General features: G+C 71.8%; 16 protein-coding genes. 14 read left to right on the forward strand and 2 right to left on the reverse strand.

Annotation, left to right across the window (positions count from 1 at the left end; translation table 11 throughout):
• Positions 1-26: 26 nt before the first annotated feature.
• The 9 genes from ACGF5O_RS36535 (at position 27) to ACGF5O_RS36575 (ending at position 7536) form a co-directional block, all read left to right on the forward strand.
• Positions 27-590: a carboxymuconolactone decarboxylase family protein gene (locus ACGF5O_RS36535; RefSeq protein WP_393814459.1), complete on the forward strand. Its 564-nt coding sequence runs from the start codon at positions 27-29 to the stop codon at positions 588-590.
• Between the two features lie 113 nt (positions 591-703).
• Positions 704-1615: a LysR family transcriptional regulator gene (locus ACGF5O_RS36540; protein WP_393814214.1), complete on the forward strand. Its 912-nt coding sequence runs from the start codon at positions 704-706 to the stop codon at positions 1613-1615.
• 103 nt (positions 1616-1718) lie between these two features.
• Positions 1719-2639 (forward strand): VOC family protein, encoded by a 921-nt coding sequence (locus tag ACGF5O_RS36545; RefSeq protein WP_393814215.1) that lies wholly within the window; start codon positions 1719-1721, stop codon positions 2637-2639.
• A gap of 32 nt (positions 2640-2671) precedes the next feature.
• Positions 2672-4120: an NAD-dependent succinate-semialdehyde dehydrogenase gene (locus tag ACGF5O_RS36550; protein ID WP_393814216.1), complete on the forward strand. Its 1449-nt coding sequence runs from the start codon at positions 2672-2674 to the stop codon at positions 4118-4120.
• The gene (locus ACGF5O_RS36555; protein WP_393814217.1) at positions 4117-4887 is read left to right on the forward strand and encodes a fumarylacetoacetate hydrolase family protein; all 771 of its coding nucleotides are present in this window, start codon (positions 4117-4119) and stop codon (positions 4885-4887) included. The genes ACGF5O_RS36550 and ACGF5O_RS36555 overlap by 4 nt, the downstream gene beginning before the upstream one ends.
• Entirely contained in the window at positions 4884-5255 is a 372-nt protein-coding gene (locus ACGF5O_RS36560; RefSeq protein ID WP_393814218.1) for a VOC family protein, read from the forward strand. Before ACGF5O_RS36555 ends, ACGF5O_RS36560 begins: the two co-directional genes overlap by 4 nt.
• Before the next feature lie 25 nt (positions 5256-5280).
• Positions 5281-6066 (forward strand): alpha/beta fold hydrolase, encoded by a 786-nt coding sequence (locus ACGF5O_RS36565; protein WP_393814219.1) that lies wholly within the window; start codon positions 5281-5283, stop codon positions 6064-6066.
• Positions 6063-6527: a heme-binding protein gene (locus tag ACGF5O_RS36570; protein WP_393814220.1), complete on the forward strand. Its 465-nt coding sequence runs from the start codon at positions 6063-6065 to the stop codon at positions 6525-6527. The genes ACGF5O_RS36565 and ACGF5O_RS36570 overlap by 4 nt, the downstream gene beginning before the upstream one ends.
• A gap of 4 nt (positions 6528-6531) precedes the next feature.
• Positions 6532-7536 carry a methionine synthase II (cobalamin-independent)-like protein gene (locus ACGF5O_RS36575; protein ID WP_393814221.1) on the forward strand — a complete coding sequence of 335 codons (1005 nt, stop codon included), beginning with the start codon at positions 6532-6534 and terminating at the stop codon, positions 7534-7536.
• 132 nt (positions 7537-7668) lie between these two features.
• Here the strand turns inward: ACGF5O_RS36575 and ACGF5O_RS36580 are convergent, their stop codons facing one another.
• Positions 7669-7956, reverse strand: coding sequence for a putative quinol monooxygenase (locus tag ACGF5O_RS36580; protein WP_393814222.1), 288 nt, complete (start codon positions 7954-7956; stop codon positions 7669-7671).
• Between the two features lie 193 nt (positions 7957-8149).
• On the opposite strand from ACGF5O_RS36580, the gene ACGF5O_RS36585 reads away from it, so the two are divergent.
• From ACGF5O_RS36585 to ACGF5O_RS36605, 5 genes are all read left to right on the forward strand, one after another.
• Complete coding sequence (locus ACGF5O_RS36585; RefSeq protein ID WP_393814223.1) at positions 8150-9610, forward strand: aldehyde dehydrogenase family protein; 1461 nt, start codon at positions 8150-8152, stop codon at positions 9608-9610.
• Complete coding sequence (gene lhgO / locus ACGF5O_RS36590; protein WP_393814224.1) at positions 9603-10802, forward strand: L-2-hydroxyglutarate oxidase; 1200 nt, start codon at positions 9603-9605, stop codon at positions 10800-10802. Before ACGF5O_RS36585 ends, lhgO begins: the two co-directional genes overlap by 8 nt.
• 141 nt (positions 10803-10943) lie before the next feature.
• Positions 10944-11804: an amidohydrolase family protein gene (locus tag ACGF5O_RS36595; protein WP_393814225.1), complete on the forward strand. Its 861-nt coding sequence runs from the start codon at positions 10944-10946 to the stop codon at positions 11802-11804.
• Positions 11805-11817: 13 nt separating this feature from the next.
• Positions 11818-13518 (forward strand): thiamine pyrophosphate-dependent enzyme, encoded by a 1701-nt coding sequence (locus ACGF5O_RS36600; protein WP_393814226.1) that lies wholly within the window; start codon positions 11818-11820, stop codon positions 13516-13518.
• Between the two features lie 20 nt (positions 13519-13538).
• Positions 13539-14582 (forward strand): Ldh family oxidoreductase, encoded by a 1044-nt coding sequence (locus tag ACGF5O_RS36605; protein WP_393814227.1) that lies wholly within the window; start codon positions 13539-13541, stop codon positions 14580-14582.
• Between the two features lie 96 nt (positions 14583-14678).
• Here the strand turns inward: ACGF5O_RS36605 and ACGF5O_RS36610 are convergent, their stop codons facing one another.
• Positions 14679-15617: an alpha/beta hydrolase gene (locus tag ACGF5O_RS36610; protein ID WP_393814228.1), complete on the reverse strand. Its 939-nt coding sequence runs from the start codon at positions 15615-15617 to the stop codon at positions 14679-14681.
• Positions 15618-15707: the final 90 nt, after the last annotated feature.

Below are 15707 nucleotides of genomic sequence, written 5' to 3' on the forward strand. Positions count from 1 at the left end.
GGCTCCCCGTGCTCAGCGAAGACGACATGGACCCCCGCCAGCAGGAGCTGGCCGCCCGGATCGCGGGCCGCCGCGGCGCCGTCCGCGGCCCGTTCCGGGTCTGGCTGCACAGCCCGGAGATGTGCGAACGCGCGGAGTCCCTCGGCGCCTTCGCCCGCTTCGACTGCAGCCTCCCCGAGCACCTGCGCGAACTGACCCTCCTGATGGCCGCCCGCAACTGGGACGCCCAGTACTCCTGGAACGCCCACGTCCGCCAGGCGATCGAGGCCGGCATCCCGGAAGCGGCCGTCCAGGCCATCGCCGAGAAGCGCGCGGCGGTCTTCGACGACGAGACCGACCAGGCCTTCTACCAGTTCTGCCGGGAGGTCCTGGACGAGCACTTCGTCACCGACGCGACCTTCGCCCGCGCCCTGGCGCACTTCGGCCCCAGGGGGCTGGTCGACACGATCGGCGCGCTCGGCAACTTCACCATGCTCGGAATGTGCCTCAACACCTTCCAGGTGGACCTCCAGGCCGACCGGGAGCCCCCGTTCCCGGACGTCCGCGGCTACCGCCGGATCACCCCGTCAGAGGCCCCGTCCACCGCCTGACCATGAGAAACGCAGCCGATCTTTTAAGCGCACAAGCGTTGACAGAATTGCCGACATTCGATTTGTGTGGGTGACCGGCGCGAGCGAGCCGCACGCGCGTTCGGAGGAAAAAAATGGACCGCTTGCTCCTCATGCACAGCTTCGTGACCGTCGCCCAGGTCGGCAGCTTCAGCGGGGCCGCGAAGAAACTCGGCTCGTCCGGCTCCCTGGTGTCCCGGCACGTGGCGGAACTGGAGCGGCAGATCGGCGTACGCCTGGTCAACCGCACCGCCCGCTCCGTCAGCCTCACCGAACCGGGCCGGCGCTACGCCGAGTTCGCCGCCCGCATTCTCGACGAGATCGAGGCCGAGGACGCCGGCATCGCCCAGCTCCACGACCGGCCCGAGGGCACCCTCAGCGTCATCTGCCCCAAGTGGATCGGCAGCCTGGATCTCGGGGACGCCATCGCCGCGTTCTCGGCGACGCACCCGAAGATCCAGGTCAGGTTCGAGCTCGGCGGGATGTCGGACCGTACCTACGACTTCCTGGACAGCGGATTCGACGTCGCCTTCCACACCCGGGACCTCAGGGACTCCAGCGTCCGGCTGAAGAAGATCGCCTCGCTGCCGTTCGTGCTGTGCGCCTCCGCCGAGTACATCGAGCGGTGCGGCACGCTCGCCCACCCCAACGACCTGGCAGGACACGACTGCCTGGTCCACCTCAACGACCCGGTCTGGCGGATCGGCCACGGGCACGCCAGCACCCTGCACAAGATCCGCAACATCGCGTTCTCGTCCAACTCCTACATCGCCCTGCAGAAGGCGGCGGTGCACGGCCGCGGCATCGCCCTGCTGCCCCAGCGCCCGGCCTACGACGACCTGGTCTCCGGCGCCCTCCAGGTGCTGCTGCCCGACCTCGCCGTACCCGACCGCCCGCTGTACGCGATCTACGGACCCGGACAGGACACCCCGCGCAAGATCAGCGTCTTCCTGGACTTCCTCGCCGGCTGGTTCGCGCAGAACCCGATTCCCACGATCCGGTCGTAGCGCAAGCCGCAAGAAACGCTTGCGCATTCCGTACCACTCACGCCATTGAGGCCCTCGGCGGCCGAAATCTACGCTCGCGAGGCGACCCGGAAACGAGGAATCCATGGGAATCCAGAGAATCGAATCGGTCACCTACGGCGTCGACCACCTCGCCGAATGCGTCCGGTTCTTCGACGACTTCGGGCTGTCGATGCTGGAACGGACCGACGAGCACGCGGTGTTCGAGACCCGTACCGGCCAGACCCTGCACCTCGACTCCCTGCCGTCGCCGCTGCTGCCGGCCCCCGTCGAGGACGGGCCGACACTGCGCGAGGTCGTCTGGGGCATCGACACACCGGAGGAACTGGCGCGGCTGGTGGCAGTGGCGGGCCGGGACCGCGCCGTCCGCGAGAGCGCCGACGGCGTCCACCACACCGTCGACGAGACCGGCTTCGGCGTCGGCCTCACCCTGGCCCGCCCGACGCCCGCCCCGGTCACGCCCCGCCCCGCCAACACCCTCGGCAGCGTCACCCGCTGGAACACCGCCCTGGAACCGATCACCCGGGTCCGCCCGCTGCGCATGTGCCATGTCGCCCTGAACATCCCGCAGGAGGGCCGGGAGGCGGCCGTCGGCTTCTACGTCGACCGGCTCGGGTTCCGCCCCACCGACGTGGTCGAACCGATGGGCGTCTTCATGCAGGCACCCGGCGACGACGACCAGCACACCATGCTGCTGTGCCACCGCCCCGACCGGGCGGGTGTCAACCACATCGCCTACGAGGTGCCCGGCTTCGACGACGTGATCGAGGGCGGCAACCACATGATCGAGCGCGGCTGGCGGGAGGCCCGCAGGCTCGGCCGGCACACCATCGGCTCCAACGTCTTCCGCTTCCTGCACGCCCCGTGCGGCGGCCGGGTCGAGTACGCGGCCGACATGGACCGCGCCGACGACACGTACGGCACCCGGGTCCACGAGACGACCCCGCCGCACCACATCTGGGCCCTGCGCACCAACCGCGACCAGGAAGCCCCCACCGCGTCCTGAACCCGGTCCCGAACCTGAGAGGGCACCCCTTCATGACCACCGACCACGGCTATCCCGCCGTCCGCATGTACATAGCGGGCGAGTGGTGCCAGGGCGGCTCCGGACGGACCGCCCCCGTCGTCAACCCCGCCACCGGGGAGACGATCGGCGAGGTCCCCCTCGCCACCCCCGCCGACCTCGACCGCGCACTCGAAGCCGCCGAGCACGGGTTCAAGGTGTGGCGCGCGACGTCGATCGCCCGGCGCTCCGCCGTCCTCGGCCGGGCCGCCGACCTCATCGCCGAACGCGCCGCCGGCATCGGCCGCGTGATGACCCTGGAGCAGGGCAAGACCCTGGCCGAGTCGACGGGCGAGGCCAGGCGCACGGCCGACACCCTGCGCTGGCACACCGAGGACGCCCGGCGCGCGTACGGCCGTATCGTGCCCTCCGCGCCCGGCACGATCCTCACCGTCCGGCGCGAACCCGTCGGCCCCGTCGCCGCCTTCGTGCCCTGGAACTTCCCCGTCGGCGGACCCAACCGCAAGATCTCCTCGGCCCTGGCGTCGGGCTGCTCGCTGATCATCAAGGCCGCCGAGGAGACCCCGGCCACGGCCGCCGCCCTGGTCGAGTGCTACGCGGACGCCGGACTGCCCGCCGGAGTGCTCAACCTCGTCTTCGGCGAGCCCGCCGAGGTCTCCGCCCACCTCATCGCCTCCCCGGTCACCCGCATGATCGCCTTCACCGGCTCGGTGCCCGTCGGCAAGCTCCTCGCCGCCGAGGCGGGCAAGGTCATGAAGCCCACCCTGATGGAGCTCGGCGGCCACGCCCCGGTGATCGTCTGCGCCGACGCCGACCCCGGACAGGCCGCCCGCCGCGCCGCCCAGGCCAAGTTCTTCAACGCGGGCCAGGTGTGCACCTCGCCCAGCCGCTTCCTGGTCCACGAGTCCCTGGCCGAGGACTTCACCGCCGAGTTCGTGAAGGCCGCCGAGGCGGTGGTCGTCGGCGACGGGCTGACGCAGGGCACCACGATGGGCCCCCTCGCGAACGAACGGCGGCTGCGGTCGGTGGAGCGGCTGGCGGCGGACGCGGTGCGCAGGGGCGCCACGATCCGCACCGGCGGCGAACGGCTCGACCGCCCCGGCTACTTCTTCGCCCCGACCGTCCTCACCGACGTGCCGGCCGACGCGGACGTGCTCGGCGAGGAGCCGTTCGGGCCGCTCGCTCCGATCGTGCCCTTCGGTGACCTCGACGACGCCCTGGCCACCGCCAACTCCCTGCCGTACGGCCTGGCCGCCTACGGGTTCACCAGGTCGGCCGCCACCGCCGAGAGACTCTCGGACGGGCTGGAGGCCGGCATCCTCTCGATCAACCACTGCGGCGGCTCGGTCCACGAGGCGCCCTCGGGCGGGGTCAAGGAGAGCGGGTACGGCCGGGAGGGCGGACCGGAGGCACTGGACGCCTACCTGGTCACCAAGCGCGTCTCCCACCTGCTGACGCCATGAGGTACGCGCGAGTCTCGGTGGAGGGACGGGCGGTCTGGGGCCAGGTGGGGGAGTCCCGTATCGAACTCCTCTCCGGGTCGCCGCTGGAGGGCGAGCCCGACGTCCTCGGCACGATCCCGGTCGCCGACGCCACCTGGCTGCCGCCCGTGGTCCCGGGCGTGTTCTACGCCGTCGGCTACAACTACCCCCGGCACATCGCACACGCCGGGGCCGCGACACCCGAGCGCCCCGAGGTCGGCTACCGCGCCAACAACGCGCTCACCGGCCACCGTTCGCCGATCGTCAGGCCGGCCGAGGTGACCGGACGCTTCGAGGCCGAACCCGAACTCGTCGCCGTCGTCGGCCGTACGGTCCGGCACGCGACGTACGACGACGCCCGGAAGTCGGTCTTCGGCTGGACCATCGGCAACGACGTCAGCGCCCGCACCTGGCAGCACCAGGACCGCACGCTGTGGCGCAGCAAGAACAGCGACACCTTCAAGCCGATGGGGCCGTGGATCGAGACCGAGGTCGACGCGCTGGCCCAGACGACCACCTTGAGCGTCAACGGCGAGGTGCGCGCCGCGTTCCCGACCGGGGACATGGTCTTCGACCCCTTCGACTTCATCGTCGAGATCACCCGGCACATCACCCTGCACCCCGGTGACGTGCTGTGGATGGGCGCCGAGTCGACGTGCCGGATCGACCCCGGCGACACCGTCGAGGTCGCGATCAGCGGCATCGGCGCGCTGTCCAACCCCGTACACCTGGAAGGCAACCACTCATGACCGCGGAACCCCGCTACATCCATCACGTCAACTTCCCCACCACCGACCCCGACCGCACCGCGGCCTGGTACACCAAGGTCTTCGGGATGAAGCGCATCATGCCGAAGTCCAACACCCGCGTGGTGCTGATGACCCGGGGCAACTTCGACCTGCACTTCACTCCCGTCGAGGAGATGGAGCGCATGGCGCCCTACCACTTCGCCGTCGAGGTCGACGACTGGGACGACTTCCTCGCCCACCTCGAGGAGCTGGGCATCCGGCACACCCGGACCATCGAACGCCCCGAGAACCAGTCGAAGTTCTGCTACATCCACGACCCCGACCACACCATGATCGAGCTCGTCCACCACAGCCGTCGCCCCAACTAAGCGCATCCGTACGGGAGTTCACCCCATGCCCATCGCCGACTCCGACGGCACCTCCATCTACTACGAGCGCCACGGCAGCGGCCCGGCGATCCTGTTCGTACACGGCAGCGGCGGCCACCACGCCGCCTGGTGGCAGCAAGTGGCCGCACTGCGCGAGGAGTTCACGGTCCTCACCGTCGACCTGCGCGGCTTCGGCGGGTCCGACTCGTCCATGGCGGAATTCGACGGCCAGGACTTCCCCGGTGACGTCGTCGCCGTCCTCGACCGGGAGGACCTCGCCGACGCCATGCTGGTCGGCCAGTCCATCGGCTCCGTCGCCGCCCTGCGCGCCGGCCTGCTCCGACCCGAACGGGTCTCCTCGGTCGTCCTCGGCCACTCCCTCGGCGGCATCAGCCACCCCGAGCTCAGGGAACTGGCCGCCGCCGACCGCGCGGAGGCCGTGAAGCTCCCGGTCATCGACCGGCTGTTGACCAAGTCATTCCAGCAGGAGCGGGCCGACCTGACCTTCCTCTTCCAGCAGATGGGCACGTTCAACGTGGCCAGGATGCAGGACCTGCGCAACCTCGACACCGACGGCCCCACCCTGGACGAGATCCGGGCCTCCGGCGTGCGGGTCGCCTTCCTCGCCGGGGAGAAGGACGCCGTCCTCGGCGTGAAGACCGTCACCCGCGCCCACGAACTGCTGCCCGGCTCCCACCTGGAGATCGTCCCGGACGCCCCGCACTCCATGTACTGGGAGGCGCCCGAGCGGTACAACGCCGCCGTCGCCCGGCTCCGCCGCACCCTCACCGCACCGAAGGAAGCAGCATGACCAGCCTCACCCTGGCCGCCGCCGAGGAGATCATCGGCGCCGCCCACCAGCGCGCCCAGGAGATCGGCAAGGCGGTGAGCGTCGCCGTCGTGGACGCCGGCGGCTTCCCGATCGCCATCCGCCGCCCCGACGGCGCCCGCCCGCTCACCCCCGACATCGCCCGCGCCAAGGCCTACACCGCGGCCGTCATGCAGCGCCCGGGCCCGATGCTGAAGAAGTGGCAGGAGAGCCAGCCCGTCTTCTTCGCCCAGCTCTCCCAGCTCCCCGGCGCCGCCCTCCCCATCATGGCCGCCGAGGGCAGCGTCACCATCAAGAAGGACGGCGAGATCATCGGCGGGCTCGGCATCGCCGGCGGTACCGCGGACGAGGACCAGCGGATCGCCGAGGAGGTCCTGAAGGCGCTCGGCTACGAGCTGGAGTTCGCCGCGTGGGGCGTCACCGGCTCCGGCGGAAGGGACTGACACCATGGCGGACACGTTCAACTACCGCATCGACCACCACGGCAGCCTGGTCCGCCCGGCGGGCCTGTCCACCGCCGACCCCGAGGCCGTCGACGCGGCGGTCCGGGAGGCGGTCGCCTACCAGCGCAAGCTGCGCTCCACCGTCGTCACCGACGGCGACTACCCCCGCGAGGACTTCCGGAGCGCCGTCCTCGACGGCGTGTCCGGCTTCCGCCGTACCGACGAGACGGGCCCCGACGGCCTGGTCCGCTGGGTCGCCGAATCCCTGCCCAAGGCCGACGGCCCGCTGCTCGCCCACCGGGCCGCCCAGCTCGCCGGCCTGACGGTGATCGCCCCGAAGGCCACCCTGCCCTCCCCGGCGTACCTGGCGGCCACCACCTTCCGGCCGGGCCTCGGCGTCTCCTCGGCCCGGGAGCTGGGCGAGGCCCTCGCGGAGATCGTGCGCGCCGAGATCGAGCTGCTGGTGTCGGCGGGCGTGCGCCTGATCCAGCTCGACAACCCGCTCCTGCTGGCCCAGTCGAGCCCCGACCCGGCCGATCCCGGCGCCCTGCCGTTCGCGGACGCGCTGGCCGTGGACGCCCTTTCGGTACGACTGGACGAGCGACCGGAGGGCGTCCGCATCGGCTTCGCCCCCGGCTGGTCGGCACCGGCCGAGGTGGACCTTGCGCGCGCCGAGCGGCTGTACGCCGGCATCGGCGCCGACCGCTGGATCCTCCCGTTCGACCAGGGCACCCGGGCCGAACTCGACCTCGTCAGGGCGCTTCCGGAGGACCGGGACTTCTGCCTGGGGGTGGTCGACGCGACGGTGCCGGAGCTGGAGGACATCGACGCCGTCATGTCCCGTATCGACGCGGTCGGTGAGTTCAAGGACCTGGAGGACGGCGCCGTTTCCCCTTCGCGGGGCTTCGCCGACGTGGCGAGCCGACCGCTCCTGGGAGCCGACGGTCAGCTCAAGAAGCTCGTGTTGGTCGAGACCATCGCCCGGTACTGCTGGGGCAACGAGTTCTGAGCGTTCTCGCCCGCGGGTCCGTCGTGGCCGGTCGCGCAGTTCCCCGCGCCCCTAAAAGAAAGGGGCGCGGGGAACTGCGCGAGCAACCACACTCCACCCGCGCCCTTTCCACCGGCACCAGCCCGGCAGTCGCTAGATCACCTCGGCGAAGGTCACCGTGCGCTCGGTGAGCAACGGCCACACCACCCCCACGACGACCTCCTTGAAGTGCTCGGCCGCCTTGTGCGCCTCGAACCCCTCCCGGTCCACGTACCGCTCGTACAGCAGAAACCCACCCGGCTCACCCTCCACCACGTGCACGTCGTACATCAGGTTCGCCGGCTCCGTCCGCGTGGCCTCCCGCGCCTTCAGCAGCGCGGCGCGCACCGCGGCGGCGTCGGCGGGCGCGCAGCGGTAGCGGGCGACGACTGTGTATGCCATCCGTCTTCTCCTCAGAACGTTTCTCGGAACGTGTCCGGTCCGCCCGATTCCAGCATGGATCATGCGCCCCACGGCTCGCGCGCAGCGCAATCTATGCCTGCCCCCGCGGGGCTGGTGGACCCCCTCCCACATGGTGTGTTGTCGCAGACGGCCCGCACGGGCGGCAGCGCGGACGACAAAGGAAGTGATCTCCATGCGCACTCTGGAAACCCTCCTCGGCGGGGAGTGGGTGAGCACCGGCGAATGGATCGACGTCCACGACCCCGCCGACGTCCGCACCCCCTTCGCCCGTGTCCCGGCCCTCTCCGCCAAGGACGTCACCCGGGCCTACGACCACGCCGAGCGCGGCTTCGCCGCCTGGAGGCGCACCAGCCCCTTCGAACGCGCCCGGGTCCTCACCGAGGCGGCCCGGCTGATCCGGGAGCGGGCCGGGGAGATCGCCGCCGACGTCACCGCCGAGAACGGCAAGACCCGGGCCGAGGCGGCCGGCGAGACGCTGAAGGCCGCCGACTTCCTGGAGTACTACGCCGGCCTCGCCCGCCAGGGCTACGGCACCCTCCTGCACGACGCACGCCCGCACCACCGTACGCACACCCAGCGCGAGCCGATCGGCGTGCTCCTGGTGATCAGCCCCTGGAACGATCCGCTGATCACCCCGGCCCGCAAGCTCGCCCCGCTGCTCGCCACCGGCAACGCTGCCGTGTTCAAGCCGGCCGGCGAGACACCCCTGGCAGGGCTCCACTTCGCCCGGGCCCTGCACGACGCGGGCCTGCCCGCCGGGGTCCTGAACGTCGTCACCGGCCGGACCGCCGAGATCGAGGAGGCCCTCCTCGACGACCCCCGGATCGCCGGCATCACCTTCACCGGCTCCAACGCCGTGGGCAACCGCATCCGGCGCCGTCTCGCCGACCGCAACGTCCGCTTCCAGGGCGAACTCGGTGGCAAGAACGCCTCGGTGGTGCTGCGCGACGCGGATCTGCCGGCCGCCGCGAAGGCGGTCGTGGCCGCCGCCTTCGGCCAGGCCGGACAGCGTTGCACGGCCACCAGCCGGGTGATCGTCGAGCAGCCGGTGCACGACGAGTTCGTCGCGCTGCTCGTCGCGCAGGTACAGGAGCTGACCGTCGGCCCGGGCACCGACCCGGCGACCACCCTGTGCCCGCTGTCCAGCCCGAAGCAGCGCGACAGCGTCCTCGCCGACCTGAACAGGGCGGTGGAAGAGGGCGCGACCGTGCTCACCGGAGGCAGGGCGGACAGCGAACGGCCCCACGGCTGCTACCTGGAACCCACCGTCCTCGCGGGCATCACCCCGGACCTGGCCGTCTGGCGGGAGGAGGTGTTCGGGCCCGTCCTCGCCGTCCGCGCGGTCGGTGACTTCGGCGCTGCCGTCGAGGCGGTCAACGACTCCGGGTTCGGGCTCGCCGCCGCCGTGTTCACCCGTGACCTCGGCTCCGCGTACCGCTTCGCCGACGAGGCCGAGTGCGGGCAGGTCGCCGTCAACACCACGACCACCGGCTGGGACGTCCATCTGCCGTTCGGCGGCTTCCACGACTCCGGCACGGGCTACAAGGAGCAGGGCGAGGAGGTCCTGAGGTTCTCCACGCGCGTCAAGACGGTGGCCTTCCACGTCGGTGCCCCGGAGCGGGCCCATGGCTGACGAGACGGTCGGCGTGGTCGGCGCCGGCATCGTGGGCCTGGCCACGGCCCGCGAGATCGCGCTGCGCCGCCCCGGTACTCGGGTCGTGGTCCTGGAGAAGGAACAGGAGGTCTCCCGGCACCAGACCGGCCACAACTCCGGCGTGGTGCACGCGGGCATCTACTACCCGCCGGGCAGCCTCAAGGCCGACCTGTGCGTGCGGGGCGTGTCCCTGCTGCGCGAGTACTGCCAGGACCGCCGGCTGCCGTACGACGAGATCGGCAAACTGGTCGTCGCGGTCCGCGAGGACGAGCTCGGCCGGATGGCGGACCTGTACGAGCGGGCGAAGCACAACCACGTGCCGGAGCTGCGGCGGATCTCGAAGGCGGAGATCCGGGAACTCGAACCGCACGCCGGCGGCATCGCGGCCCTGCACTCGCCGCGCACCGCGATCACCGACTACCCGGCGGTCGCCCGCGCGTTCGCCGGGGACGTCGTGGACTCGGGCGGCGAGGTGCGCCTCGGCTTCCCGGTCACCGCCATCGCCACCGTGCCGGGCGGCATCGAGGCCGCCTCCGGACCGGACCGGGTCCGCGTCGACCGGCTGATCCTCTGTGCCGGACTCCAGTCCGACTCCGTCGCCAGGCTGGCGCGGGACCGGCAGGAGCCCCGGATCGTCCCCTTCCGCGGCGAGTACATGCTGCTCAGGCCGGACCGGACCCATCTCGTCCGCGGGCTCGTCTACCCGGTGCCCGACCCGCGCTACCCCTTCCTCGGCGTGCACTTCACCCCGCGCGTCGACGGCTCGGTGGAGGTCGGCCCCAACGCCGTCCTCGCCCTCGCCAAGGAGGGCTACCGGCGCGGCAAGGTCTCGCCCCGGGACCTGCTGGCCCTCGCAGCCTACCCGGGCGCCTGGCGGATGGCCGCCCGGCACTGGCGTACCGGCATCAAGGAGTACCGCGGCTCCTTCTCCACCGCCGCCTTCATGAAGGACGCCCGGCTGTACGTCCCGGGCGTCGGCGTCCGTGACGTGGTGCGCGGCGGGGCGGGCGTACGGGCGCAGGCGCTGGACCGCGACGGCACGCTCGTCGACGACTTCCGCATCCACCGGGCCGGCCGGATCACGGCCGTCCGCAACGCCCCCTCGCCGGCCGCCACCGCCTCCATGGCGATTGCCGAACACATCACCGCGGCCGTCTTCGGCGACGCCTGAGACGGCGGCCGTATGCCCCGCGAACAGCGCACTTCCCTGCAACAACAGCTTGCGCTCCGGGATCTCCGCAAGAGCCCGCGGTTTGCCTAGCGTTCCCTGCGCACCACCCCGAACCCCCGTCCGAGAGAAAGAGTCCGCGCCATGTTCGTCGTCGACACGCAGATCCACATCTGGAAGGAAGAGACCCCGGACCGACCCTGGGTGCCCGGCGCCCGGGAGCGGATCCGGCTCAACGGCCACCGCGAGGACCCCTTCTCCTACGAGGAGGCCCTGGAGCTGATGGACGAGGCCGGCGTGAACCGGGCGCTGATCCTGCCGCCGTCCTGGGAGGGCGACCGCATCGACTACGCCCTGGAGGCCTGCGAGGCCCACCCGGACCGGTTCGGCATCATGGCCCGCATCCCGCAGAACAAGCCCGAAGAGGGCAGGGCGATGCTCCGGGACTTCGCGCAGAACCCCCACGTGAAGGGCACCCGGCTCACCTTCCACCGGCCGCAGGACCGGAACTGGATGATCGACGGCACCAACGACTGGTACTGGCCGGTCGCCGAGGAACTGCGCATCCCGACCATGGTCCACGCCCCGATCTGGAAGCGCGAGCTGGGCGAGATCGCCGCCAGGCACCCCGAACTGAAGATCATCATCGACCACATGGGCATCATGGCCCGCTGCGTCGACGACGCGATCGGCTACTGGGTCTCGGAGACCGCCGACCTGCACGTCCACCCGAACATCTACGTCAAGGTGTCGGCGCTGCCGGGCTACTCCACGCAGCCCTTCCCCAACGACAACATCCAGAAGTACGTGCGCGAGATGGTCGACAGGATGGGCCCGCAGCGCTGCTTCTACGGCACCGACATCACCCGGCTGCTCGGCCACGGCATCACCTACACCGACACGATCGAGCAGTTCACCAAGCACTGGGACTTCACGCCCGAGGAGCTTGAATGGATCATGGGCCGCGGTATCTCCGAGGTCCTGAACTGGCCGGTCGAGGGCTGAGGGAACACCGGCGATGACCAACAACCCACGGACCGACGGCGGGGACGCCGTCGTCTCCGCCTTCAACGCCGCGGGCGCCGACCACGTCTTCTGCTCCTCGGGCTCCGAATGGGCCCCGGTCTGGGAGGCACTGGCCCGCCGCCACCGCGACGGCGAACCCGCCCCCCGGTACCTCGACCTGACCCACGAGACGGTCGCCGTCGGCATGGCCACCGGGTACGGGCTGATCGCGCGCCGCCCGCAGGGCGTGCTGCTGCACGCGGCCCCGGGCCTGCTCCAGGGCTCGATGGCCGTGCACGGCGCGCTGCTGGCCGGCGTGCCGATGGTGGTCGCCTCCTCGGAGTCGACCACGTACGGCGACGCCCCCGGCCACGACCCGGGCGGCCAGTGGTACCGCAACCTGTCGGTCGTGGGCGGCCCGCACGGCATCGCCCAGCCGTTCACCAAGTGGTCCACCGAGGCCGCCAGCGTGCACACGCTGCCCACCATGATCACCCGGGCGGCGGAACTGGCCTGGCGGGCCCCGGCCGGACCGGCCTACCTGAACATCCCGCTGGAGATCCTCCTGGAGGAGTGGGACGGCCGCGAGGCCAAACCCATCGTGCCGCCGGGGTCCACGCACAGCTCGCCGGAGGAGGTCGACCCGGTCGCGCGGCTCATCCGGGAGGCGGCCAACCCCGTGATCGTCACCGAGACGGCGGGGCGCGAGGCGGGCGGCTTCGAGGCCCTGGTCGCCTTCGCCGAGGCCTGGCACATCCCGGTCGTCGAGCCGGACTCGGCGGTCTGCGGCAACTTCCCGCGCACCCACCCGCTGCACGCCGGCAGCGACATCGGGCCCTGGATGGACACGGCCGACCTGATCCTCCTCGTCAACTGCCGCGCCCCCTTCTACCCGCCCTCGCGCCGCCCTGCCAAGGCGAAGATCGTCGTCATCGACGAGGTCCCGCAGCGCCCACACGTGGTCTACCAAGTGCTCTTCGCCGACACGTACTTGGAGGGCGACGTCACCAACACGCTGCGCCAGCTCACCAAGCGGGCCAAGGACCTCGACGACCGGACGGCCGAGGTGCGCCGGATGGTGCAGCAGGAACGGCACACCGCCGAACGGTCCGCGATCGAGGCGGCGGAGACGGCGGCGGCCGAGGCCGAGGGGATCGACCCGGTGCTGGTCGCCGCCACCCTGCGCCGGCTGCTGCACGGACAGGACGCGATCGTCGTCGACGAGACCATCACCCACAGCCGCGTCGTCAGGCGCCATCTGCGGACCGCCGCCCCGGACTCCTACTTCTACGTCCAGGGCGGACTCGGCCAGGGCATCGCGGTCGCCCTGGGCGTCAAACTCGCCGCGAAGGAGCGGCCGGTGGTCCTCACCATCGGCGACGGAGCCTTCGCCTACAACCCGGTGATCCCCTCGTACGACGCCTCGAACGCGTACGAACTGCCCTTGCTGGTCGTCGTGTTCAACAACCGTGTCTACAAGTCGATGAACCTCAACCACCGCCGCTTCTACCCCGACGGCGCGGCCGCCCAGACCGGCGAATGGCTCGGCACCGATCTGCACCGGCTGCCCCGGCTCGCCGCGTTCGCCGAGCCGTTCGGCATGCACACCGAGACCGTCGACACGCCGGAGGCGCTCGGGCCGGCGCTGGAGCGCGCCCTCAAGGCCGTGACCGAGGGCACGACCGCCGTCGTGGACGTCCTAGTCACCCGCTAGCCAGGAGACACACCGCAACCATGTCCAGCACCCCCGCCAAGATCCTGGTGCCCGCCGACGACCTGCGCGCCTTCGCCGCCGCCCTGCTCGAAAAGGGCGGCCTGAGCGCCGAGCACGCCCGCACCACCGCCGACGTGTTCGTCTGGGCCGCGCAGCGCGGCGTCGACTCGCACGGCACCGCCCGCGTCCCCGCCTACCTCGACCTGCTCGCCAAGGGCGTCGCCAACGCGCACCCGAAGATGACGATCGAGTCGACGACCCCGGCCGCCGCCGTCCTCGACGCCGACCGCGCCCCCGGCCCCGTCGCCCTGACCGCCGCCGCCGACGAAGCGGTACGACGGGCCCACGAGACCGGCATCGCCTCCGTCGGCGTCCGCCGCACCGTCCACACCGGCGCCATCGGCTACTACGTGTCCCGGATCGCCGAACAGGGCCTGGTCGGACTCGGGTTCGTGGCCGGCATGCCCAACATGGGCTACACCGGCGCCCAGGGCGCGGCCGTCGCCACCAGCCCCCTCGCCATCGCCGTACCGGCCCGTGAACACGCCCCGCTGCTCCTGGACATGGCCACCGCCACCGTCGCCCTCGGCAGGATCCGCCAGGCCAGGGCGAACGGCACGCCGTTGCCGCAGGGGGCCGCGGCGACGGAGGACGGCACCCCTACGACCGACCCGGAACGGGCGGTCATGCCCCTGCCGCTGGGCGGCGCGAAGGGCTCAGGCATGTCCCTCGCCTTCGAACTCCTGACCAGCGTCCTGGTCGGGGCCCCGATCTTCGCTCCCTTCCACGCCGGCGACCGCGAACACCGGCAGAACGCCCTGCTCGTCGCCGTGGACCCGGCGGCTTTCGGCGACCCGGAGGCCTTCGTCGCGAACGTCGACGACACCTTGACCACACTGAAGGGGCTGCCGGTCGCGGAGGGCGCGGAGGGGGTGTTCTATCCGGGGGAGCGCAGCGCGGCCCTGGCCGGGGAACGGAGGGCGAAGGGCATTCCGGTGGCGCCCAAGGTGTGGAGTCAACTCGGCGAGCACGCAACCAGGTTGGGCGTAGCCCTGCCCGTCTGACGCAGGTGCGTTCCGCGCCCCCCTCGGGGGCGCGGGGAACTGCGCGGCAAGCCACCGACGACGGCCGGTCGCGCACCCGCGGCACACCCCGAGCTCTCAGGCGCCCCGCCCGTGGACCTCACGCACATGACGCGCGATGAGCGCATACACCTCCCGCGCCTTCACGTCGTCCGTGCCGTCGTACCCGTGGTCCGCCCCCGCCACCTCGTGATGCTCCACCAGCGCCCCCACCGCCCCCAACCGCGAGGCATACCGCTCGCCCTCCGCCCGCAGCAGGTCGTACGCCGCGGTGATCACCAGCGCCGGGGCGATCCCCGTCAGGTCGGCCGTGTCGGACGGATGCGCGGGGGAGACCAGCGGGTCGGCGCGCCGCTTCGGCTCCGGCACGTACGCCGTGTCGAAGACCTCCGCCATCCAGGGCCGCAGCATCGGTCTGGCTATCGCGGCCCGCTTGTCCGCCGCGTTCGTCACCAGGTCCAGCGGCGGATAGTGCAGCACCTGGAGCGCGATCGGGGGGCCGCCTTCCGCCAGCGCCTGTCGGGCCACCGCCGTGGCGAGTCCGCCACCGGCGCTCTGCCCGCCCACGGTCACCCGGGAGCCGTCCCAGCCCTGCTCGGCCGCGTGCTCGACGACCCAGCGGACCATTTCGTAGGCCTGGCGCGGCGGAGCCGGGAAGGGATGCTGCGGGGCGACGACGTAGTCGACGTTGACCACGGCCACCCCGGCCTCGGCGGCCAGGAACCGGCAGAGCGGGTCGTCGAGTTCGGTGAGCGCCATGACGTAACCGCCGCCGTGGAAGTTGACGTGCACCGGGGGAGCGGGCGTCGTGGCCGGCGGCAGGTAGACCGTGGCGCGGGCCGGGGCGACGGACGTCGGGACGGTCAACGTCCGCACGGTGCGCGGGTACTCGGGGAACCGGGCGTGCGAGGCGGCGTCGGAGCCCGGTCCCTTCGGGCGCCTGCTCGCCAACCCGGTCAGGCGCTGCATGGTCTTCGCGACGAGCGCGGCGGCCGAAGGTCGTGCCAGAAGGGACATACGGCTCCGATCGGGAGGGGCCCGGACCGTGGGGCGGCACCGGCGGGCGACCGATCGACCATCAGGAATCCTGCCGATCGTCGGGTGACG

The organism is Streptomyces sp. NPDC048291, assembly GCF_043201715.1.
Lineage (GTDB): Bacteria > Actinomycetota > Actinomycetes > Streptomycetales > Streptomycetaceae > Streptomyces.